The organism is Psychrobacillus mangrovi (assembly GCF_037104765.1).
Classification (GTDB): Bacteria; Bacillota; Bacilli; order Bacillales_A; family Planococcaceae; genus Psychrobacillus; species Psychrobacillus mangrovi.
The window spans coordinates 1-21,858 of the sequence record NZ_JBAWSY010000031.1 but is presented as its reverse complement, the minus strand read 5'-3'; the positions used below and the strand labels follow the sequence as shown (position 1 = coordinate 21,858).

Genomic DNA, 21,858 nt, shown 5'->3' with positions numbered 1-21,858 from the left:
TGGGCTCTAACGCACCATAGTTCATCGACCTTCCTCTCCCAGCCGTAGAATCAGTATGTACGGTTTTTCCCCATTTTCATTCTCTGTGGTGAAGCGCTGATTTTGCGCTTCATGGATGGCTAACGGGTGCTTTACTTCAAGAAGGGGTAAAGCATTTTTCTTATTGAACTAAAGAAGCAGGGTAGTTTAAGAAAAGCTTTTAATTTTTTTCATTTATTTATTGTAAAGGATGTGAGGTTTAGCAATGAAAAAGTATGTTTTGTTCACGTTATTATTATTGTCTTTTACTTTAATGTTATCTGCTTGCTCCCAAAGCGAAGAAGAAAAAATACGGGTTCACTTAGAAGATTATAGTTTTTATGATATTTTAGTTGACCTTACAGATGGAGGGCTAAACATTGAAGTTCAAATGTTTGAAACATCGGACAATGATATGGCACAAGTAGATGTTGTTGTTGAAACAAAAGCATTATTGGAAGCAGTTAAGAAATATTCCGAAGTAAATTTGGATGTAATAAAAGAAGTAAATCTTTACTTTGTTACCAGAGAAACAAATATAACTGTTGCAGAAATAAATGCGAATATCGATACTATATCGGGAACAAATTGGAATGAACTGGATAGATATGAACTTCCTCAGATTGTAGATGGCTACAAATTTTATGGTGTATCAAATTAGTTCTTCAACTAACGGGTGCTTTAGTTAAACAAGTGGCTGCCTGTAAGGGTGGCTTTTCTTATTGAACTAACGCCGCAGGATAGTTGAAGAATATTCGGGAAAGATACCTATAAAGAAAAGGTAGGTGGGCTTTATTGCCGAAAAAACTCTACGTGCTTTTTTGTATCCTATTTCTCGTAAATAATACTATTGTTTTTGCGAAGCAAGAAGCACCTAACCAAGATTTTATTAATAATTATTTTTTTGATGTAAATATAATTAATTCAGCCAGCCAAATGGCTGAAGCAAAAAAGAATACCAATTATCAACCTTTTTTGGAACAATTGATGACGCATTCATTAGTGCATAATGATGTTCAAAACATTAAAGTTAAAAATAATTCCGGACTTCAGCGTGTATTCAGTATCAATGATGGTGTTCAAGAACGTGTACTCAGAAAAGTAGTTTACTGGCTAAATAACTCTGACCGAGTTAATGGAACAATCGAGGTATCTTTAGATAATCCATCCAATAAATTGACGTTAAAAATGGCAAATGATGAAGTGATCACTATTGAACCCGCTTATACATGTGTAGTTGACAATAAACGCAAAACCTGCACGGCTAAAGAAGGGGAATTAATCGTTTCGGAGAATAGACAAAAAGTGCGATTAAAGTCACAATCTCTTTATGATTGGCTCATGGTAGGGTGGAGAAAAGAGGTGGACGGACCTACTAAAGAAGAGTTACTTGAAGAAGCATTGTTTACACGTTATTTATATCATTTGGGCCCATCTTATTCGGAATTTTTTGACTGTCCAAAAATCAGAATTGAACCCATTGATGGAGATCCTAGGAGACATCTCATTTTTGGCAGTGCTTTAAACTATTCAGGACACCACGGTGGAGATTATGATAAACTTACTTTCTCTATAAGTGATTCTAACCTTACAGGGTTACAAGTGACAAACGTAAAAATAAAGAAACATATTTCGCAAGAAGAAATCGAAAAACAATGCCGAGCGTTTGATTAAATATAGTTCTTACGAAAGGGGTGTTTCTTTCAGAGAAGGAAACGCTTCTTTTTATTTGGGTTATTTCAGTAAATCAAAGTGATAATAATTTTGTGAAAGATTGTACTTAAGCTAACGGGTGCTTTGGCAAAACATGGCCATAATTTCGATGATCTATTTATTTATCCTAAACATCAAGTAGGTCTTAGAAATCCATTTTAAATGTTAAACTTAAATAGGTAAAATCAGAAATAATATCAGTGAATAATAAAAGATACCTCTAACATACTAATCAATAAAGAGGATGAATTATGAACAGGATATTAGAAAAACTAGCCATATTTACATTGATAATACTCTTAGTTCCGATGGGGACCAAGGCAAGCACAGCTGAAAAAGTTGTTGGAAATTTACCGGAAGCTGAACTTACTTTGTATGCCACTGAAAAAGAAGGAGATTTAACGAATTTCAAACTAACTGTGAAAGGAGAAACTTATTTTTTCCCAAGATGGCTGAATTCCCCTAATATAACGTATTATCCAAAACTCTATTACAGTGATATTAATAATGATGGTAGGAAAGAAATAGTTATTGTTTTAACAACAGATACAGGTACTGGAGTAATAATACAAGAACCTCATGTGTTTCACGTAGATAATAACGGGGATTTATTAGAGAAACTTGTAGATAATCCAATGGCCATTATTAACAAAAATGTAAAAACTAAATTGAGTAGTTCAAAAGCTATTGTTAGTATTGGTAAGGAGAAGAACAAAATAAATATCAGGGAATTAAACATTGTTCCATCACATATATTTGAAAATGTCGCTATTGGAAGTACTTTAAGGTTTGAAGTTATTGACAACAAATTTGTGGCTATAGTAGGGCTGACAATAGCTCCTGCTGGGGGATCTATAGGTGAAATTCATATTATTTATACTTTTAAAGATAATATGTATCAAGCTAAACAGATTAATTTTATTCCCAGAGATGAATCAGAATAGAATGGATTCATTCGAATGCCTTTTGTCTACACACTAAAATTTTTCCTAAACCAACCTCTTATTAAACTAACAGGTGCTTTAGTTAAACAAGTGGCTGCCTGTAAGGGTAGCTTTTTCTTATTGAACTAACGGTGGGTCTTTAAGATGGATGGATACCTCTTTCTAATTTGGGAAGATTAGAAAAGAGGTGAATTTATCTTGAAAAAAATGTATGTACTAATTTTAATTATCTCATTATTTACTTTGGTGTCATTTGAAGCTTATGCACAGCCTAAAAATTGTCCTGTATTAAGTGATTTAGAGAAAATATCGCTTAAGGATAAAAAAGAGGTAATAGAAGCGTTAAATACTTTAATACCAAAAACTTATGGAACTGGATTAGATGATTTACCTGACATATATACTAAGTGGAATGTAGTAACTGCCAAACCTTTTCCTAAAACAGTTGGTAATAAAGAAGAAGAAGGCTATTTTGGAATGGCAAAAACCTTTTGTGGCAAAGAAATTGCTGAAAAGTCATGGCTTATACGTTTAGAATTCCCCAAAGCACCTGGAGCTGACTTAGCCCAAGGTCAAATATTTTTAGCTAAAAGTAAGGAAAAAGGATGGTTTGTTTGGTTTCGATACCATTAAATTGCTATTTTCTTATTGAACTAACGGGTGCTTTACTTCAATAAGGAGTAAAGCCTTTTTTCTTATTGAACTAAAGCGGCAGTTTAGTTGAAGAGTGTTGTTTAACTGTTGTTCAGCAACCGGGCCAGATTGTGGAGGAAGAGTTCAAGAGATTTGTTGGTAATTCATATAAAGGTTGTTTAAGATTAATTGGAGTGAACACACAAATAGTGGTAAAACGAACAAAGGGCAGAACTAGCTATAAATAGCCAGTGGCTGTCGAAGATTAATTAAATGTAATCAATATAATTTCTAAACAATATCTTCTAATTTATTTGGCGAGAAGCGATAGCTTTCTTGCCAAGTTCTTTTAACTAAAGAAATATATGTTAAAGAGAAATAAGTAACCTAAATTTGTAATTTTTTTGTTAACCTTTTTATTATTGAAACGTTTTAAAGGTGGGAGGTTTGAAATGAATGATTCCATGATGGGGAAAAAACTAAATGAGATACTAAAATTTGTTTACTCTTACCTAATAAAAATGGGTGCATCTAAGGAAGATGCAGAAGATATTATTCAAGATACTGCTTATAAATTTTTACAATACATAGACTCAGTCCAGTTTAATAATACCCAAGCTTGGCTTTTTAGAGTAGCAGTAAATCAATATTATGATATGTCCCGTAAGAAAACTAGGCGAAGAGATATATTATTGAAATTCAACTTACAAGAAATATTTGAGGAAGAAACACCTGAAAAAGCCCTCATGCAAATTGAATTAGAAAGGGATATTCATGAAATTTTAACTAAATTAAAACCAAAATACAGGCAGTTGCTTCTTCTGAAATATAGTACAGGACTAAAAATAAAAGAGATAGCAGAACTATATAGCATGAAAGAAGGATCTGTTAAGACTATTCTCCATAGGGCAAGAAAAGAATTTATAGAACATTATAGGAGGTATAAAAATGAACAAGGAAAATGAGTTTTTTCCAAAAGATCTTGAATTTGAGAAATTAGTAAAAAAAGCAAAGAAACGTTCAATGATAAGAATGGTGCTCATTTCATTAGTTATTAGTCTTATTGTTTTACCTGGTCTATATATTATTGGAGATAGAGTGATGATAATGAAAATGGAAAAGGAGACCGAATTAGATTCGACTTGGAACGATATTATGGGCGCCAACATCGAAGAGCAAGGTACAATATACAATTATTCTCCAACTTCAGCAACGGCAAAAATGAAGATAGTAAAAAATGTAGGAGGAGTACCAATTCCATGGGGTGAACAGGAAAAAGTCTTTACTATTTTTGGAACATCTAGATTGACTAATACTAATGGTGCTTACGGAACAGCTAGCAAAGAGGATGAGAGACTTCCTTTATATTATCAAGGAGAAAGAGTAGTTGAATTTTTTCATCCACAAGTTAACTATACGCAAATATTTGATGACAGGGCTTTACTGAATATTATTGACGATAACACTGTTGTAGAAATGGCTTTTTCATTTAATGATGGATACTCAATTGAGGAAGTAAACCAAATATTTAAAGAGCAATTAGCATGGTATTGGGTAGATACGTTTAGTAAAGATGAAATAGAAAATGATAATAAGTTTAACGAATATGAGGATTTCCGAGACGCTACAATCCATGGTTTTGGTGCATATGGCTTTTCATATAACCGAAATGCAGATACCTATTCTGCCTCTAACTTTATATCGATTTTAGAGATGGTAAAGGAGGATGGTGGTGATTATCAAAGTGATGCAGAGAAAATTATTAATAACATAACTAATCAGGGCAAAATAAAACTAGAACCTCAGAACCTTAATATTATTGGTGTAGTGGTTACAGGAAAACCAAGTGATTTAATAAAGTTTAGTGATGAATCTATGATTCGCGGTGCTACATTAGGGGCAACAACAGACCTATATTAAACTGTGTGGGTTGCCTTAATTGGTTTTAATCAAGTACATTGATATATTGCTTCAATCTTACCTACTTTAAATATTTCAATTTGGTTAGTATGTTATATATTACAAGTGAATTATTACAAATCTAATATTGTATTAATTTATAACAATTGCAATAGAGATAATTTACATTCGGGTCAAACTTACGTATGGAGAATTGTTGTGGAATGTGCAATTTATTTTTGAAAGGGGAATTTAGAAAGGATGAAACAAGCTATGATTTCAGGAATTGTATTTTGTTCAATCTTGTTAGTTGGATGTAATACAACCGAGGTATTAGAAAGCGAGCAGGAAGTAGTAGTTTCTCAGAGAAACTTATTTTCTGAATTACAAAATGAAATAATAGTATCTATTACAGAGCAGACGGAACTTGATAGTGATTCACTAGCAATAATGATAGATGGTGGTACTGATGAATTAACAGTTTCAGTAGGTTTCCCGAAGGATGCAAATATTGATGCTACTTTGATTCAACAAATAGTTGAAGATTCTATTAAGAATGTTTCTGAAACAGAAACAGTAACAGATAGCGAAGAAAAAATAAAAATGAAAATAAAGATCGAGAAATACTAACAGTGAATTTCTTAAAGGATACAAACTGCCTTAAAAATAAAGTAGTTTTATAAGTATGTGAATAAATGTACTTAAACTAACGGGTGCTTTACTTCAAGAATAAGTAAAGCCTTTTTTCTTATTGAACTAACGGGGCAGTTTAGTTGAAGAAGCGGTTAGGAACTTTTTGGGATTGAGTTCAATTAAAAAGATTTAAAAACATAAAACAAGGTGGGTTCAATGATGGGTGTTTTATCCTTAATTGCAGGAGTTATTTGTATAGTTATTTCGTTGTTTATTTTCATACCGAGTATAAAGAAAGCTAATTCTATTAAGGAAAAGTGGAGTGAGTTTTTTGATTTTGTTTTAGACCCTTTTACAGGATTAACAGCTTTGTTTTATTTAGGACTTCTACTAATGCTATATGGCTTATTAAGGATATCTAATTTGCTTTGAGTATTTCACTAACAGGTGCTTTACTTCAAGAAGGAGTAAAGATTTTTTTTCTTATTGAACTAACGCGGCAGTTTAGTTGAAGAACAATTGATTTCTTATGATAAAATGGATATAAAGGAGTGAGAATATTGAAAAAATATCTTTACACGGGGATTTTACTTGGAGCTATTGTGTTAGCTGGGTGTAGTGCAAATGAGGAAGCAGAAGAACAAGTACAAGCAAAATAAGTGAAGATGGAAGATGTAACTAATGGACAAGCAGTAGAAGTTGAGACTTTACCTGATATGGATAAAGAAGAAGTTGTATCAGTGACTCCATTAACAGTTTTAGATTCTCAAGGTGTTTCATACTTAACTACGGAAGAATATTTACAGACACCTTCTGGATTACCTATTTATAAAACTGAATTATTTTATACCGATTTAGATGAATTACAACAACAACCCGATTTCTTCGAATTTACTAAAGATGTTGAAGGGCATTTGTATAAAGGTACTCTAAAATTATATCGAGCCGATAAGCAGGACGACGATAGCTGGAAAGCTATGTATAGCGGGATAATCTCTAGAGTCGAATTGTGAGTTTTTTCACTTAAACTAACGGGTGCTTTACTTCAAGAAGGAGTAAAGCATTTTTTCTTATTGAACTAACGCCGCAGTTTAGTTTAAGATGACATAGCTAATTTGGGGGAGATAAGATATGAGAATAGTTGATTTTAAAAAAAGTCTTTCTTCCGTAAATGAGTTTATTTATTTTGATAGTAACGATTTTCTACGAGAAAAGACTTCAAATCCTTTGAGATTAAAACAAGTTATTTCTGATGCGGAATATTTATTAAAAATTAATATTGAAGAAAGCGATAAGTATTTTCTTTACGGAACAGTAGGTAATTTGTATAGAGTTTGTGGTGAGCCTCAGAAAGCACTCAATTACTTAAATATTTGCCTATGTCACGCATTAAAAGAGGGAAACATAACAAGAGAAACTGTAACATTAATACGAATTGGCGAAGCATTAAAGTATTATGAAAAACATGATGAAGCGTTAGAGCATTTTGAAAAAGCTTTTAAAAAATGTAAAGACAATAAGCTAGAAACATACTTAGATTTTGCTTTGCAACACAAGGGAAAATGTCTAATGGAAATGGGAAGGTTAGATGAAGCTGTAGAATGCTTTATAGAAGCGTTAAAGCTAAGAGAATTTAAAGGAGACACTACTTTAATTGGTTCTACTAAAGAAGCATTAAAATTGGTGAAAAGATTAAAAATCCAATAATTCCTTGTTCTGCTAACGGGTGCTTGAGTAAAATGTAGGGCTGATAATACAGCTCACTTTTCTTATTGAACTAACGGGGCTGGTTAGTAAAAGAAGGTAAACCCATAGAAATTAGAGAATACAGTAATCCATAGGGGGTGTTTGATTTGAATAATAGACAAGAAACTCCAAAAGAAAAAAGAGAAAGATTAAGACAACAAGAACTAAAAAAAAATCCTGGCGGTGCATTAAGAGATGGATTTAGTAGAGGTGAAACTGGAAATCTAACTGATTTAACAGGTGGTATGGGTTGGAAAGGAACAGGGATACTAATTGTTGTTTTAGTAGTTGGGTATGTTTTATATAAACTACTTTTTTAAAAATTTTACTTTACATTGTTCAACTAACGGGTGCTTTAGTTAAAGATCGTTGGTTGCTTAGGCAGCTCTCTTTTCTTATTGAACTAATGCGGCAGTTTAGTTCAATAAGGAAAATCTAAAGGTGTTTTATAGGTTAAGGGGGTATCCTTTAACTAGGAGTAAATTTTTTATTAAGGGGTGTTCATAGTGGAAAGTGAATTATTTGCTATCGATGCTATGTGGGCTTTTGTTCTAGTAAATGTAGTATATTTAGTATCTATATTGTTTTTCAGAAAACATAAACAATTGCTTTCAGTTATTCACACTTTAATTTTGTTAATAATGGTACAATATTTCATCATTGCTCAGCGAGATTATATATTTGATAAATACCCTGCAATTGCATATCCAATGATAGCGGTAGTATTGCTTGCGTATTATGTCTTTTTTAGAGATTTGAATTCATTTATAAAAACAAAGAAAATTGAAAGAGACGCATCATCTAAGGAAATTAAATGATTAAGTTGATTAGTGTCCGACAAGTTTATTGGGGGATATTTTGAAAACTCGAAAATCGTTTTTTATTTTTGTTGTTTTATTTTTAATGGTCGCACGTTGTTCAAATGAAATAGCGAATGAAGAACAAAGAATTGAAGTTCAAAAGCGTATTGACGATGAAAACGATTATAAAGTTATCTTTGGGACATATCGAATTTATTCGTGGATTAAGGAGAAAAAGATGTGAAAAAATCAAGACCAAAATAAAAGCAACCGCCTCTTAATTGAGTTGGTCGCTTTTTTTGTCTCTAATAGAAAACCACGAGCGAACCGAAGTCTCTAAATCGCTATTATTTAAAATATGGCTTCTTTGATGGCTGACCAAGTATATAGCCCTTGTTACAATCTTTTTTTAACTGTTCATTATACGCAAATACTTCATCTTTGCTAAGAGTATTTAAGAAATAATGATTTTTATCGACTGGACTACCTTTTCGCACAGCACACGCTAAATCAGGACTTATAGGAAAAAGATATTCTGTTTGATCTCGATCATTCTGAAAACGACAAACTGGATTGTCTGTAGTGATAAACTCACAACCAATTTCAGGAACAAAAAGTTCTAGATTCATGTTATTTAAAATATATTGAATTTCTTCATAAATTGGTCCTTTTTTATTGAATAATTGATGATACATACTAAGCAATATATTATGTAAATAATTTTCTCCGTAAGTATTGATAAAAGGATACATTTTTTTCTCTTCCGGAATAGGATCATTTAAAAATTCTTCAATACCAAGTAATCGTATTAATTCGTTGAACATATTTTTTAATATTGGTTGGGCAGGTTCTGTTCTCCATTCCATAGACACCATAAATCCAACTAATTCTTCACGTCTGACAGCTGGTATTTTATTGACTTTCTTATTTTTATTTACTTCTGTTAAGATGTCATTTCGTACGTCAAACCAAGTATTTTCAAAAATTTGATTCCATGCTTCTTCTAAGTCTCGAATATGAATAGACTTAATCTCTTCTTTTAAAGATTGCTTTTCATCCTCTGAAATTAAGTTGTCATTGGTATCATAAACACTCCATAAATCAAACTCGTCTAAAAAGCTGTTATTCAGTCTAATAGAATCTGAGACCTCTAAACCGTCAATTTTAACTTTATATCCATGTAATCTTAAAGGGGCAAAGTATTTGTCACAATCTAACTTACTTTGGAATAAAGCGCCTACTCTTCTCGAATAAAAATTACTTGTTCGAACAATTTTCCGTGTATTTTTACTCTGGTCTGGATTAGCGAAGTCAATATTATTTTCATTTTTATCGATATAATAAACATAGGAGTCTTTATGTTGCCACCCTTTTAAATATGTGTTCGGTACAAGATGATGTTTTTCTGAAATCGTGGTCCAATTAGGATCAAATTCTTTCATATTATCGTCTCCGTCTCTATTTAGAAATATTAATGTCTAGTTCTGAAGGTGAAACCTCTAACAATACTAAAGCTGATTTAAGCAATACAATCATTTTCAAGTAGCTTTCTTTGGTTAGTAACTCATAGTTAAAACTACCGTGAAGAATAGCATTTCGATTAATTTTAGCAGAATTAGACGGATTATTGTCGAATAGATCTATATAAGCATTTATAACGGTTAATACCTTTAACAAGTTAATACTTTGTATATTTTCAACTAATTCCGCTTTATCTCTTATGTTTCTTTTTAATATTCTTCTGAAGCTAGTTATATAGACTTTTTGGTGCTCATATGGGTTAGTTAATAGTCCTGTTGCCCAACGACTTATGACATTATCAAATGCACCGAACAATGGGAAAATTGCCGTTTCATAATGACCAATTGAATAAGCATGGAAACTCTGTTCAATAACTTTCTTTTGTGTAGCATAACATGGGGAGTTGATAATATCTGTAATACATTCATCTAAATGGTGTGAAACATAATCGACAACTAATTCTTCATTCAAATCAGTAACTTGACTCTCACTTTGCTCTTCTAAATATCGATCAATTAATTCTTCATATAGAAACCACTGGCTTTTTTGTGCCAATGTCACAAGATCATACTGGTTTTCACGATAAGATTGATTGGATTCATCTAAATTTTTTAATATCGTTTTAAATGACCGGCTCCAACTATCTTTCAAAGATTGCAGAGATTGCATTGTTTCCAGATAACTTTTAGTGGCTTGCGTTGCAGGTGTTATCAAAGATACTGAATTAATGATATTTTGTGCATTCCTTGTGACACTCGAAATGTCATTAAAGGATTGAAGTGCATCAGATAGTGCCGTTACAGAGTGAGAAATATTCTGATGTATATTTGGTATATTGAAATTTGTTGGCTCTAATACACGTTGCACAGATTGAACGGTCAATAAGTTCATATTACTTACTGTAGAGATACTTTTAGTTGCATTTATAACTTCTTGCAAGGATCTACCTGCATTCAACTCTTGGACTTTTCGAAAATCAACCTGTACTCTTCTAAAATGCTCAGGAACAGCCATCATAGTATTCCATTTATTAAACATGTCTTTTTGCAATACAAAACCTTCTGAAAACCTTAAAGGCTTTCGTTTATCAGGCAACATATTAGTAAGTTTTTGAAAATCATTCATAGAAATTTTTCTAGGTGAAAAACTAGATTTGATTAAAATATACTTTATAGACATAGCCACACACCCCTTTGTTTATCACTATCAATAATGGTTAGGAACTGTCTATATTATAACAAAGGTGATATTTTAATATGGTAAAAAATACTTTCATCTATCTCTTCAAAAATCTCTGTATTCTTTCTTCAACACCATCAATAATGGCTATTCTCTTAATGAATTTGCTTATTATAGACATAGTTGCATTGTAGGGGAATTGCTTTAAGACCTTTATTCCTAAATCTGTTATACGATAGGTATTGGCTTCTAGTTGTTCAACAAGACCAGCAACTTGTAATTCGCGTCTAGCAAAACGTGCCCTAATTTAGAATCGCCACTTGTGATGGGAACGAAGATAAATTGTACGAGGTGTAATCAATTCAATTGAAACTAGACTAAAAGAATCAATAGGTGCATGATTTAGACATGATAAAGTTGTTAAACTAACGAGGCAGGTTAGTTGAAGAAGAAACTTATGAACTGATTCAATAAAAAGGGGGGTATTCATTGCATCCAAATGAATTAATTGAATTTATGATAGTCGGTGGAATTTTATTTGTTATTCTATTGGTTTCTTTCATTTTGAAAGGAAAATGGAGGAAAATTGTTCAGGGATTAGCTATTTTATATTTGGTGTCTTTTGGAATCTTTTATTTCGTACGCCCATATTGGATTGATATGCAAATTGAAAAAAAAGTAGGTTATATACAGATGCATTTGGAAGAACAGTACCCTGGGGAAACGTGGGGATATTGGACAGTGCCACATCGTGAGGACGGCTATGAACACATGAATCCATATCACATAGGTGTAATTTTTGATACTGAACCAGAAGTAGAATATAAATATTTTGCTCGTAATAAAGATAATATTATCCAAACAGGCTATTCATCTCAAAATGAATTAAAAAGCGACCTATTACATTTAGAAGTTTTAGAAGAATAATTACCGTTTTTATAAAGTTTTTACTGTCATATTGATTGAACAATAATCTTCATTATTTTCTTAACCTTATTAAACTAACGGGTGCTTTAGTTAGACTGGATCATCATTTCGATGGTCTTTTTTTATCCGAAACATCAAGTAGAACTCAGAAATCCATTGTGAAATGGTACACTCAAACTAACGCAGCAGGTTAGTCGAAGAGTGTTGTTTAACTTGTGTTCAATCGGGCATTCCTTTTTTTTGCAGATAACAAGTTTTTTCAGAGTCCAGTTATACATTTTAAAAAGAGGTAAATAATATACACGTGATCCTATGAATGATAACCGTACAGGAGGTAATACGATGGTAACTGTTTTCTGTTCTAATAGTCGTGCCAGTAATCCTGTAGTAAAAAGTAAAGAAGTTCTACTTATGTTACAACAGGGCAGAATCCCTACAATAAATAGGTTAGCGTCAGGAAAATTCGGATTTCAACGTAAGTAGATTCCAAGGACGCTACCCCCGTTTTTAACTACATTAAGGAAGCTTTAATGGTCTTAAAGAATCAGTCGAGGCCATCTACTTCGAATTAAAATGGCCAAATCTTAGTACAACAATAAAATACCTTACATATAAGGTGTTATAAGTTGGTTTCCTCATTAAGAAGCCTCTTCTGGTTGTGCGATTTCAAATTCACCTTCTGCATACTCTTGCTCCGCATAATGGCTTCCCCATTGACAGAGCTCCTGCAAGATAGGTTTAAGAGATTCTCCAAGTTCAGTGGATGAATATTCAACCTTCGGTGGTACTTGATTATACATCTTTCTGCTCACAAGTCCACTGTCTTCAAGCTCTCTAAGTGTTTGAATCAGCATTTTCTGAGTTATATTTGGGACAATGCGCTTTAATTCACTCGTTCTCTTTGGTCCATTCATTAAAAGGTATAATACAAGACCTTTCCATTTTCCGCCAATAACTTCCTTTGTCACTTCAAAACCACAACTAAATTTTTTCAAGTCTAAACCTCTCCATTCCACATTTATTACTTTTTAGTTACTATATCACAAAAAAGTGGGTACTTCCGTTAATGTGCTTACTGAAGGATACTATATCTTGTAAGTTGTTCTTCAAGTACTTAAAGGTATTAGACATAAAATAAAATTAATTCTAAAGGAGTGTTAAGTATGGGTAAATTTGAAGGTAAAATAGCGCTTGTAACGGGTGGAACAAGTGGGATTGGTCTTGCTACAGCACAAAAATTTGTAAACGAAGGTGCATATGTTTATATCACGGGACGTAGACAAAACGAACTTGATAAAGCTGTTAACCAAATTGGCAAGAACGTAACCGGTGTTCAAGGTGATATTTCTAAGCTTGAAGACTTAGACAAACTATATGACATTATAAAGCAGGAAAAAGGTAAGTTGGACATTCTTTTTGCTAATGCAGGCACCGGCAACTTCCTTCCGCTAGGTGAAATTACTGAAGAGCAGGTTGATAGAACGTTCGACATTAACGTTAAAGGAACCATCTTTACTGTTCAAAAAGCGTTATCACTATTCCCGGACAAAGTAGGTTCTATTATTGTAACGGGCTCTACTGCTGGATCAATTGGCAACCCAGCGTTTAGTGTATATGGAGCATCTAAAGCAGCATTAAGAGCACTAGTTCGCAACTGGATTCTTGACCTAAAAGGTACTGAAATCCGTGTAAATGTGGTTTGTCCAGGAAGTATTCTTACACCTGCATACGATGAGCTTTTTGGTGATGCACTTGAAGAGGTACTGGAAAATAGCAGAAATACTGTTCCCGCTGGAAAAGTTGGGACACCTGAAGAAGTAGCAAACGTTGTATCTTTCCTTGCTTCAGACGAAAGCAGTTACTTGACGGGTGCTGAATTATTCGTAGATGGCGGGCTAGCACAGGTTTAATTTCACTGCGCAGAAATTACAAATAGTCCCGAAAAAAGGTTAATGGGGAATGGTGTAACGGAATCGCCGCAAAATATAAAATTTATAGGAGGAGTCAATATGACCAATCAACAAGTTCAACTGAATATTCGATTCAAAGCTAAACCAGGGAAAAAAGAAGAATTCCGCAAGGAGCTATCTTCCCTTATTGAGGAGATGTCATCCGAGAAGGCCTTCATTAGCGCCATTGTATCGGACGATCTGGATCAGCCGGATGACTTGATTATTTATGAAACATGGCAAGGCACGAGAGATAGCTGGCTTGCGGAAGAATTTATTAAACCATACCGCAAGGATTACGAAGTAAGACTGGATGATTTAATTCTGGAAAGAAGCGTTAGCTGGTTGCAACCTAACCGTGAATGGGGAAGTCATATAACGAATGCATATTAATTTTTATAAATGAGAAATAGCATCTACAGCTGTACAAATGGGCGAAGTCACAATAGCTGTCTTCGACGATACATGCGGCAACCTTATTCAGATAATGCAGGAGTAAACTTTATTTATGGTAGAAAAAGTTATGCAATAAAGGGTTTTTATAAACAATTTAACAACAACTTTATGTTGAGACCTACTAGAAGGAGGAAAGCATCATGGCATTTTTCGAAACAAGTGACGGCGTCAAATTGTATTATCAGCAAAAAGGAGAAGGACAACCGATTGTGCTCGTCCATGGCTGGTCATCGGATCATACAGCATTCGATCAACCATTTGAAGAATTGAGCAAAAAGTTCAATGTAGTGTCTTTTGATTTGAGAGGACATGGCGCTTCTGATCGCCCGGAGCATGGTTTGACATTGAAGAGATTCGCTTCCGATTTGGAAGAACTAATGGAGCATCTTAACTTGATGAATGTCACATTAGTTGGACACTCGATGGGGGTTTCTACGACATTCGAGTATGTAAAAAACTTCGGTGTATCCAGATTGAAGGCCGTATCGTTGTTCGACATGACACCAAAATTAGTCAATGAAGAGGATTGGAATTTAGGTCTTTATCACGGTAAATATACGCGGGAAGACTCATTGAATGATTTGACAGTGATCAATGATAGCTTGATGGAATTCGCAAAGCCTTTCTTTAAAGTGACCGTCCCATACTTGACTGGTGAAATGATGGAAGAGCAGCTCAATTTAGTAGTCAACGGCAATACCCCTCATGTATTAGCGGCAATGTGGCATGCGATGGCAGTTGGCGATTATCGTGACGTGTTACCACAAATCACTGTACCAACACAAATTGTGTATGGAGAAAAGAGTACACTTTACTCAAAAGAAACAGCGGAATACATGAAGGAACAGATTCCGAATTCTGAAGTGATTCCGTTTGAAAACTGCACGCACTTATTAGTTGCGGAAGATGTAGTAAAAACAGCAAAAGTAATTGAAGAACTTGCAAGTTCTATGGTGAATTCATAAATAATGAAGGGGCTGTCTAAAAAGTCCCTAAAATGAAGAAGGTGGAGAAAAATAAATCGTTTTTCTCCACCTTCTTTTTTGATTTTTCGTTTTATAAGGTGGTTTCTGCACAATAGGCCCACCACTTTCAGCAAGTTATGGGACATTGCCAGTATGCCAAATTCCGTTTGGACCTTTTCAAGTCCCCGAAGCAGGAATTGACGGAACGCCAAATTGCCCTTGAGATTTCCAAAAACTGTCTCCGCTTCAATCTTTCTGCGGGAATAGACATGTTTAAGGGTTTCATCTTCAAGGGCTATCTTTGCCGTCTCTGTTAATTCTTCATAAACTGGGTTCCAGTGAACCTGCCGGTTCCCCTTCGCCTTTGTGCACAAGGCCTTCAGTGGACAATCACTACAGTCTTCACATTCGTAGATTTTGAAGTCCTGTACAAAGCCGGAGGCATTCTTTTTCTTCATGTACTTCTTGAAGGGAACACGGCGGCCGTTCGGACAAATGAACAAGTCGTCCTCTTCTACATAATCCCAATTCTTTGCATTGTATGGATTGTTCCGATAGCCCTTTGTTTTTTCCTTCAAATATGTATTGTACGGAATGAGGAATTCGGCAATCGGTTCTGTCTCGCTGTCCCCAATCAAGTAGCGATAGTTTTCTTCGCTGCCGTAACCTGCATCGGCAACCACTCTCTTTGGCATAGGAAGGTTTGTTTGCCGGTAGGCTTCAAGATGCGGGATCAGGCAACGTGTATCAGTCGGACGTTGATGGACCGAATAGAACAGGATGAATTGATTTTCAGTGGCCATCTGAACATTATAACCGGGCTTGAGCTGACCATTCTTCATATGGTCATCCTTCATCCGCATGAAAGTTGCATCGGGATTGGTTTTGGAATAACTGTTACGGTCGCCGAGTAGTTCTTTTTGGTGTTGGTATTTCAGATAGCGGGGGATGAAGTTCTCCCGGACAAGTTTCAATGACTTTTTCAATCCTCCAAGTACACGCCGCTTTTCCTTCCTGACTTCCTTTTCGGTCTCCGTTTCCCAATCTACCTTTTTCCGTTCGACTTCCTCCTCCAGGACGGATTCGATCATTTGAAGCTTTTGCTCAACCGTTAATTCTTTCTTAGACTCCTCCGTGTGGAGGTCTTCATTCTCCCGATTCGCAACGGACTGGATCTGTTGGTACATTTCCTCGATTTTCGCCAAAAGCTTCGTTTCATTTTTATTGATAGCTTTTTTCCAAACATACGTATGTTTATTGGCATTGGCCTCAATTTTCGTACCGTCGAGGAAGTAGTTTTCCAGGGTGATGAACTTTTCCTCCATCAGTTTGAGAATCATCTCCTCAAAAAGGGAAGGCAAAAGTTCCGCCATCTGGTGGGTTCGAAAACGATTGATTGTCCGGTAGTCGGGTTTTTGCATCGCCGCGAGCCACATGGCTGGAATGTTCTCCTCCAGCAGCTTCGCAATCTCCCGGCAGGAATAGACCTTCTGGGAATAGGCATACAAAAGCACCTTCACCATCATTTTCGGATGATAGGAGCTTCGTCCACCGCCTTTATAGTGTTGGTAAAAAATATTATCCTCAATGGACTCGACCATGCGGTCGATGACACGGGCAACATGATGTTCAGGGATCAATCCCTGAAGGTCGAAGATAGCCATGCCTTGTTGGTTGTTGTAAGGGATAAACACTGGTTTGAAGTGGTTGCGGTCTGTATTTGAGGAATCCACATCCGTCTTAGGTTGGAATGGTTTTTCCTCAATTGATAATGGAAGAGAAGTCTGTTCGATGGTATAATTTTGGGTAGTGATCATTTGATTACTCATAGAAAATCGTCCTCCTATTAAAGTGTTGTGTGGTAACTTCATTTTATAATAGAGGACGATTTTTTTGTATTTATAAGTAGAAAAAAGGCTGCCACCAAAGTCATTTTTTAATGACTTTTGGGACAGCCCCATCCATTTTTAAGGTTTAAAATTTATGACAATGTGAATAATTTCACTTAAACTAACGGGTGCTTTAGTTAAACAAGTGGTTGCCTGTAAGGGTAGCTTTCTCTTATTGAACTAACGGGGCAGGTTAGTTCAATAAGAAGGGATATTAATAGTGGTGTTGAATAAGTTAATATATGTAAATTATTCAAGGGGGATTTATTTGAAAAGAATTTTATTCTTATTAATTGGGCTTTGTTACATATTAACTGCTTGCAATAATACAGACCCCGATATCCAAGTTAATACGATTATTTCGAATGTTACGGCTGAGGAATTTAATGGTTTAGGACGAACAAATGAGTACGGTGAATCAAACCAAAAGGACTTTAAAAAACTTGCTTTCGATTTTTCTATGGAGCATGGTGATGGGGTGAAAAGAAAAATTGAAATGTTTAATGATTGGAGAACTTTGCTTAAAGAGTATGATGGATTAGAACGGTATTGGGGAGGGGACAGTACTTCACAAGATAATATTGAGGAGAACTTTGCTAAATACCATTACGAATTGATCTTTTATTCAAAAGGATTAAGCGAGGCAGAAGTTAAAAAGATTTTTAAAGAAGCTCGTATTCATATTGAGTGGGAAGCAGACGAAGAGACACAGACCAAAGATTATTTTATAGGAGACAATATAAACTTTAAAGACTAATGCTTGGTTTTTCTTGTTTAAATAACGCAGCAGTTTAGTTGAATAAGAATAAAAAAAGAAGGTGTCAATACGGAGAGAATATTGCGAAATTTCAAAAAAAGAGGAATCATAATTGTGGCTTTATTGCTTATTATGGTGGGGATCATTTTCTTTGCTAATAGGACTTATTCCGCATCAGATGTATTAGGGGATTATGCTGATTTAAATGCAGAAAACCCATTTGTAAGCATTGAAAGTATCGATGTAGAAACAGAGGATATATTCACATCAATTGAAATTCAAGAAGAAACGCAACAGGAACTTATAGATGCCTTTAAAAATGCTAAATTTAAAAGAGTAACAGATATTTCAAGTGATTACGATTACCGAATCAATATTACATTTAATACAGGATATGCAATGTATATTGATTCAGATAAAAAATTACTTTGTATCATTGATACGCACGATGAAACGCACGAATACTATACAGTCGAAAATGATAGTGATTTCTTCAAGATTTTAAAGAATTCCACGAAAAAAATTAGTAAGCCTGTATTATGATTTTTCACTAACGGGTGCTTTACTTCAAGAAAGAGGAAAGCCTTTTTTCTTATTGAACTAAAGTAAGAAGGTTAGTTCAATAACAAGATGTTTTTAATTGTATGTTAAAGGGGTGAGTACATTGAAGAAAGCAATAATAATAGGTTTAATTTTTGTTTCTATTTTACTTTCAGGATGTAATACGAACAAATTAAGCAGTGCTGAATTTACTAATACTACCCCAGCCAAAATTAAAATATACAACTTAACATATCTAATGACCGATGAAGTTTTAGCTACTAACGTAGTTGAAAAACAAATAGGAAAAATTACTCAAATTCAAGCAATTGTGTCTTACTCTGAAGACCAAAACCCATATAAAAGTCCGAGTAAAGTTTTTGAAATAAAGGATATAAATATCGAAGAGGCAATAGCAATCAAAGTTAATGACAAGTTATACAAAGCATATATAAAAAAAATTGAATGAACTTAGGAAAAGTTTCGGAGTTAAATTGAAATTCCTTATTGAACTAACGGGTGCTTTAGTTAAACAAGATCATCATATATCGATGGTCTATTTTTTATCCGAAATATCAAGTAGATCTCAGAAATCCATTGTGAAATGTTCCACTTAGACTAACGCAGCAGGTTAGTTGAAGAAGAAAATGAATTTTGTTCAATAGAAATAGAAGAATTGCGAAATATGGAACCTCAATTCGTTTCAAACGTAGAAAAGGGAGGGTTAGTTAAAGAAAGTTATAAAAGTTTTAAAAGTTATAAACGGTTTCTTATTGAACTAACGCGGCAGTTTAGTTCAAGAAGAGAACTAAAAAATTGCAAGAATTCTTATGGAGAGTGATAACTATAAAAAAATTATTTTATCTAATACTATTCTTCACATTAATATTATCAGCGTGTAATTCATCAAGTGTAAGTATTGATCAAACTTTCGATATTCCTGAAAAAGTTCAAAACGTGATTAATACGGAACATCAATTACAACTCATTAAAAAGGGCATGAATGCTTATATTATTTTTCAATCGACAGAAACGCTTACACTTACTGAATTTGAAGTAATTGATAGTATACTAAATATAAAATTTAATAGTGAAAATCAAGAAAATACGGAATTAAAACAGTATATATTTAAAATGAATCCTGGAAATGTAAAAGTTAAGGTTTTAATTAACGGAAAAGTTACATCTTTTGATAACATCATTGATTTATAAAGGGAAAATATTATTAATTTAACTAACGGGTGCTTTAGTTAAACAAATGGCTACCTGTAAAGCTGGCTTCTTTATTGAACTAACGCAGCAGTTTAGTTGAACAAGGAGTTACCATTAGGCAAGAGGTTGGAATATCCCTTTACGTATCAACTCCTTGTATTCTCGACCTTACGGTCTTGCGATTTACCGTTAACACTTCCCAAGTATTCCTTTTAAGTTTCTACAAAAACAATACTTATTAACACGTAGTAGACTTTTTTTAAAGGACCTCGCTAATTAAAACCCTTCAAAGGTTTTAATTATTTTTAAAAAAACATACTATGTATGGAATTGAAAAAACTTTGAACACCAACAACTAATTCTTAATTCATAAAATTTTAAGTAAATGGTAAGAAGTTAATAACTTAATAGGTTTTTCGGGTTTTTATTCATAGCCCTTTAAAACGAACAAAAACGCAAACAACACTTTTTAATAATTTGCTTAGAATGGATTATTTATAAGGAGAGTCGAGGGAAATATGACCTTAATTGGTATGTTGCATCATAGGAAAGATCCTCAGAAAGTAAATAAAGCCTATGCCTATTCAGTTGTGGCTAAAGCTGAAGGTATGGAATTTTTTTACTTCACGCCGGGTAAAGTTGATATTGAAAAAGAAACAATTATCGGAAAATACTATGAAAATGGTGTGTGGATGAACAAGGAATACCCGTATCCCGATGTTATTTATAATTCAAGTTATCCCTTGAATGAAAAAGCAGAGAAAATTATAGATTATTTATCTGAGAGGATTCCATTTACAAGTCATTCAATTGGAGATAAATTGAGTGTCTATAAACGGATTAAGAAAGGAAAGGAATTTAAACAATACTTGATTCCAGCACTCGAATTAACTAATGTCGAAAAATTACTGGACATGATTAATCTATATCCAAAAGTCATTATGAAACCTGTTTTTGGACACCAAGGCGAAGGCATCCTTTTCATTGAAAAAGAAGATGATGAAAAGTTCAAAATTAATGAAGCGGGCAAAATCTCAATTTATAAGAAACAAGAGTTGCTGGACTTGGCATTACTTAAAATCCAAGAACAAGAATATTTAGTTCAAAGGTTTATTTCATGCCAGCTAAAATCTGGCCATGTATACGACTTCCGATTGCATGTTCAAAAAAATGGAGAAGGCAGATGGGTCATAACATCCATTTACCCTCGTATAGGACCATTGAAAAGCATTACATCAAATTTAAGTAGTGGCGGTTATACTGCTTATACTAATCATTTTTTACAAAAAGAGTTTAATGATGATTGGTTCAATGTCAAAAAAACGCTTGAGCACTTCTCCTTAAGCTTTGCTACCCATTTTGATACTTTATACGATGGTGTCTCATTCGATGAACTAGGAATCGACGTTGGAATCGATGAGAACCAAAGATTGTGGTTATTTGAAGTAAATTGGCGTCCTGGAGTCCCAGTGATTTTTAATTGTGAACTAGACGTAGCAAGAAACACGATTCATTATGCCAAATATTTAGCCATTAATAACAAGAAATTTTCGTCTGAAGATAGTCAAAGAAATAATAAAAAAATACATGACGATGGGCTAACCTGAATTAATAAGAAAAAATAAGTCACCTCCGAAAACGGCACACTTAACACAAGTGCATTTAACGAAGGTGTTTTTACGTGGGATAAAACGTATTATTCAGGGAAGCGTGTTTCTACTAATGAAATTTTTTGGATGGATTATTGTAGTGCATAAGTAAGTTCCATTGTTTATAAGAATAAGAAATTATTTATGAGTAACTTAAATAAATAAAAATTCTTAGAGCGTTATTATTGAACTAACGGGTGCTTTAGTTAAAGAAGACCATCATGTCGGGTGCTGCGCCCCAAAAGTTAGAGTAATAAATCTAACCTTTGGGGTGTTTTTATATGGCGAAATATAGCCAAGGTTTTAAATTAAAGATTGTTCAAGAGTATTTAAAAGGACACCTGGGATACTTATTATTAGCACAAAAACATGGTATTCCATCTTCAACGCCAATCAAACATTGGGTTAGGGCTTATAAAGCTTTTGGA

26 protein-coding genes and 2 pseudogenes are annotated in these 21,858 nt (G+C 33.9%); 24 read left to right on the top strand and 4 right to left on the bottom strand.

Annotated elements, in window-relative coordinates; genetic code table 11:
• Window positions 1-244 precede the first annotated feature (244 nt).
• From WAX74_RS20165 to WAX74_RS20105, 13 genes are all read left to right on the top strand, one after another.
• Window positions 245-679, top strand: a complete 435-nt coding sequence (locus tag WAX74_RS20165) for a hypothetical protein (protein WP_336499441.1) — start codon at window positions 245-247, stop codon at window positions 677-679.
• 134 nt (window positions 680-813) lie between these two features.
• Window positions 814-1,692, top strand: a complete 879-nt coding sequence (locus WAX74_RS20160) for a hypothetical protein (RefSeq protein ID WP_336499440.1) — start codon at window positions 814-816, stop codon at window positions 1,690-1,692.
• A 290-nt stretch (window positions 1,693-1,982) separates the two neighbouring features.
• On the top strand, window positions 1,983-2,675 hold the full coding sequence (locus WAX74_RS20155; RefSeq protein WP_336499439.1) for a hypothetical protein: 693 nt from the start codon (window positions 1,983-1,985) through the stop codon (window positions 2,673-2,675).
• A gap of 207 nt (window positions 2,676-2,882) precedes the next feature.
• Window positions 2,883-3,308 carry a hypothetical protein gene (locus WAX74_RS20150; RefSeq protein ID WP_336499442.1) on the top strand — a complete coding sequence of 142 codons (426 nt, stop codon included), beginning with the start codon at window positions 2,883-2,885 and terminating at the stop codon, window positions 3,306-3,308.
• A gap of 452 nt (window positions 3,309-3,760) precedes the next feature.
• A complete protein-coding gene (locus WAX74_RS20145; protein WP_336499438.1) occupies window positions 3,761-4,273 on the top strand; it encodes an RNA polymerase sigma factor in 513 nt (170 codons plus the stop codon).
• Window positions 4,257-5,228, top strand: a complete 972-nt coding sequence (locus tag WAX74_RS20140; protein WP_336499437.1) for an anti sigma factor C-terminal domain-containing protein — start codon at window positions 4,257-4,259, stop codon at window positions 5,226-5,228. The genes WAX74_RS20145 and WAX74_RS20140 overlap by 17 nt, the downstream gene beginning before the upstream one ends.
• 240 nt (window positions 5,229-5,468) lie before the next feature.
• Window positions 5,469-5,837, top strand: coding sequence for a topoisomerase (locus WAX74_RS20135; protein WP_336499436.1), 369 nt, complete (start codon window positions 5,469-5,471; stop codon window positions 5,835-5,837).
• Between the two features lie 219 nt (window positions 5,838-6,056).
• Window positions 6,057-6,272: a hypothetical protein gene (locus WAX74_RS20130; RefSeq protein ID WP_336499435.1), complete on the top strand. Its 216-nt coding sequence runs from the start codon at window positions 6,057-6,059 to the stop codon at window positions 6,270-6,272.
• Window positions 6,273-6,505: 233 nt separating this feature from the next.
• Window positions 6,506-6,853 (top strand): hypothetical protein, encoded by a 348-nt coding sequence (locus WAX74_RS20125; RefSeq protein ID WP_336499434.1) that lies wholly within the window; start codon window positions 6,506-6,508, stop codon window positions 6,851-6,853.
• A gap of 118 nt (window positions 6,854-6,971) precedes the next feature.
• On the top strand, window positions 6,972-7,547 hold the full coding sequence (locus tag WAX74_RS20120) for a tetratricopeptide repeat protein (protein WP_336499433.1): 576 nt from the start codon (window positions 6,972-6,974) through the stop codon (window positions 7,545-7,547).
• Between the two features lie 146 nt (window positions 7,548-7,693).
• Entirely contained in the window at window positions 7,694-7,906 is a 213-nt protein-coding gene (locus WAX74_RS20115) for a DUF6366 family protein (protein ID WP_336499432.1), read from the top strand.
• 186 nt (window positions 7,907-8,092) lie between these two features.
• A complete protein-coding gene (locus WAX74_RS20110) occupies window positions 8,093-8,404 on the top strand; it encodes a hypothetical protein (protein WP_336499431.1) in 312 nt (103 codons plus the stop codon).
• 40 nt (window positions 8,405-8,444) lie between these two features.
• On the top strand, window positions 8,445-8,630 hold the full coding sequence (locus WAX74_RS20105; protein ID WP_336499430.1) for a hypothetical protein: 186 nt from the start codon (window positions 8,445-8,447) through the stop codon (window positions 8,628-8,630).
• Between the two features lie 103 nt (window positions 8,631-8,733).
• On the opposite strand, the gene WAX74_RS20100 is transcribed toward WAX74_RS20105, so the two are convergent.
• Window positions 8,734-9,828, bottom strand: coding sequence for a DUF4238 domain-containing protein (locus WAX74_RS20100; RefSeq protein WP_336499429.1), 1,095 nt, complete (start codon window positions 9,826-9,828; stop codon window positions 8,734-8,736).
• A gap of 16 nt (window positions 9,829-9,844) precedes the next feature.
• Window positions 9,845-10,945, bottom strand: coding sequence for a hypothetical protein (locus tag WAX74_RS20095; RefSeq protein WP_336499428.1), 1,101 nt, complete (start codon window positions 10,943-10,945; stop codon window positions 9,845-9,847).
• 630 nt (window positions 10,946-11,575) lie between these two features.
• Between WAX74_RS20095 and WAX74_RS20090 the strand changes: the two genes are divergently transcribed.
• Window positions 11,576-12,013: a hypothetical protein gene (locus tag WAX74_RS20090; protein WP_336499427.1), complete on the top strand. Its 438-nt coding sequence runs from the start codon at window positions 11,576-11,578 to the stop codon at window positions 12,011-12,013.
• Between the two features lie 638 nt (window positions 12,014-12,651).
• Here WAX74_RS20090 and WAX74_RS20085 read toward each other — a convergent pair.
• The gene (locus WAX74_RS20085) at window positions 12,652-13,008 is read right to left on the bottom strand and encodes a winged helix-turn-helix transcriptional regulator (protein WP_336499426.1); all 357 of its coding nucleotides are present in this window, start codon (window positions 13,006-13,008) and stop codon (window positions 12,652-12,654) included.
• A gap of 168 nt (window positions 13,009-13,176) precedes the next feature.
• Between WAX74_RS20085 and WAX74_RS20080 the strand changes: the two genes are divergently transcribed.
• The 4 genes and pseudogenes from WAX74_RS20080 to WAX74_RS20065 all read left to right on the top strand — a co-directional run bounded on the left by WAX74_RS20080 (window position 13,177) and on the right by WAX74_RS20065 (window position 15,383).
• Complete coding sequence (locus WAX74_RS20080) at window positions 13,177-13,923, top strand: SDR family NAD(P)-dependent oxidoreductase (protein WP_336499425.1); 747 nt, start codon at window positions 13,177-13,179, stop codon at window positions 13,921-13,923.
• A gap of 99 nt (window positions 13,924-14,022) precedes the next feature.
• Window positions 14,023-14,355, top strand: coding sequence for a putative quinol monooxygenase (locus WAX74_RS20075; protein WP_336499424.1), 333 nt, complete (start codon window positions 14,023-14,025; stop codon window positions 14,353-14,355).
• Window positions 14,356-14,389: 34 nt separating this feature from the next.
• Window positions 14,390-14,461, top strand: a pseudogene (locus tag WAX74_RS20070) (VOC family protein); the annotation flags it as partial.
• 97 nt (window positions 14,462-14,558) lie between these two features.
• Window positions 14,559-15,383 carry an alpha/beta fold hydrolase gene (locus WAX74_RS20065; protein WP_158176608.1) on the top strand — a complete coding sequence of 275 codons (825 nt, stop codon included), beginning with the start codon at window positions 14,559-14,561 and terminating at the stop codon, window positions 15,381-15,383.
• 131 nt (window positions 15,384-15,514) lie between these two features.
• Here the strand turns inward: WAX74_RS20065 and WAX74_RS20060 are convergent.
• Window positions 15,515-17,047, bottom strand: a pseudogene (locus WAX74_RS20060) (IS1182 family transposase); the annotation flags it as partial.
• A gap of 493 nt (window positions 17,048-17,540) precedes the next feature.
• Between WAX74_RS20060 and WAX74_RS20055 the strand changes: the two are divergent.
• The 6 genes from WAX74_RS20055 to WAX74_RS21080 form a co-directional block, all read left to right on the top strand.
• Entirely contained in the window at window positions 17,541-18,029 is a 489-nt protein-coding gene (locus tag WAX74_RS20055) for a hypothetical protein (RefSeq protein ID WP_336499423.1), read from the top strand.
• Window positions 18,030-18,143: 114 nt separating this feature from the next.
• Window positions 18,144-18,572: a hypothetical protein gene (locus WAX74_RS20050; RefSeq protein ID WP_336499422.1), complete on the top strand. Its 429-nt coding sequence runs from the start codon at window positions 18,144-18,146 to the stop codon at window positions 18,570-18,572.
• A gap of 121 nt (window positions 18,573-18,693) precedes the next feature.
• Window positions 18,694-19,038 (top strand): hypothetical protein, encoded by a 345-nt coding sequence (locus WAX74_RS20045; RefSeq protein ID WP_336499421.1) that lies wholly within the window; start codon window positions 18,694-18,696, stop codon window positions 19,036-19,038.
• 347 nt (window positions 19,039-19,385) lie between these two features.
• Window positions 19,386-19,781, top strand: a complete 396-nt coding sequence (locus WAX74_RS20040) for a peptidylprolyl isomerase (RefSeq protein ID WP_336499420.1) — start codon at window positions 19,386-19,388, stop codon at window positions 19,779-19,781.
• A gap of 518 nt (window positions 19,782-20,299) precedes the next feature.
• Window positions 20,300-21,388: a YheC/YheD family endospore coat-associated protein gene (locus tag WAX74_RS20035; RefSeq protein ID WP_336499419.1), complete on the top strand. Its 1,089-nt coding sequence runs from the start codon at window positions 20,300-20,302 to the stop codon at window positions 21,386-21,388.
• Between the two features lie 323 nt (window positions 21,389-21,711).
• Window positions 21,712-21,858: transposase (locus WAX74_RS21080; protein ID WP_413788989.1), on the top strand; the 147-nt coding region annotated here is incomplete at its 3' end.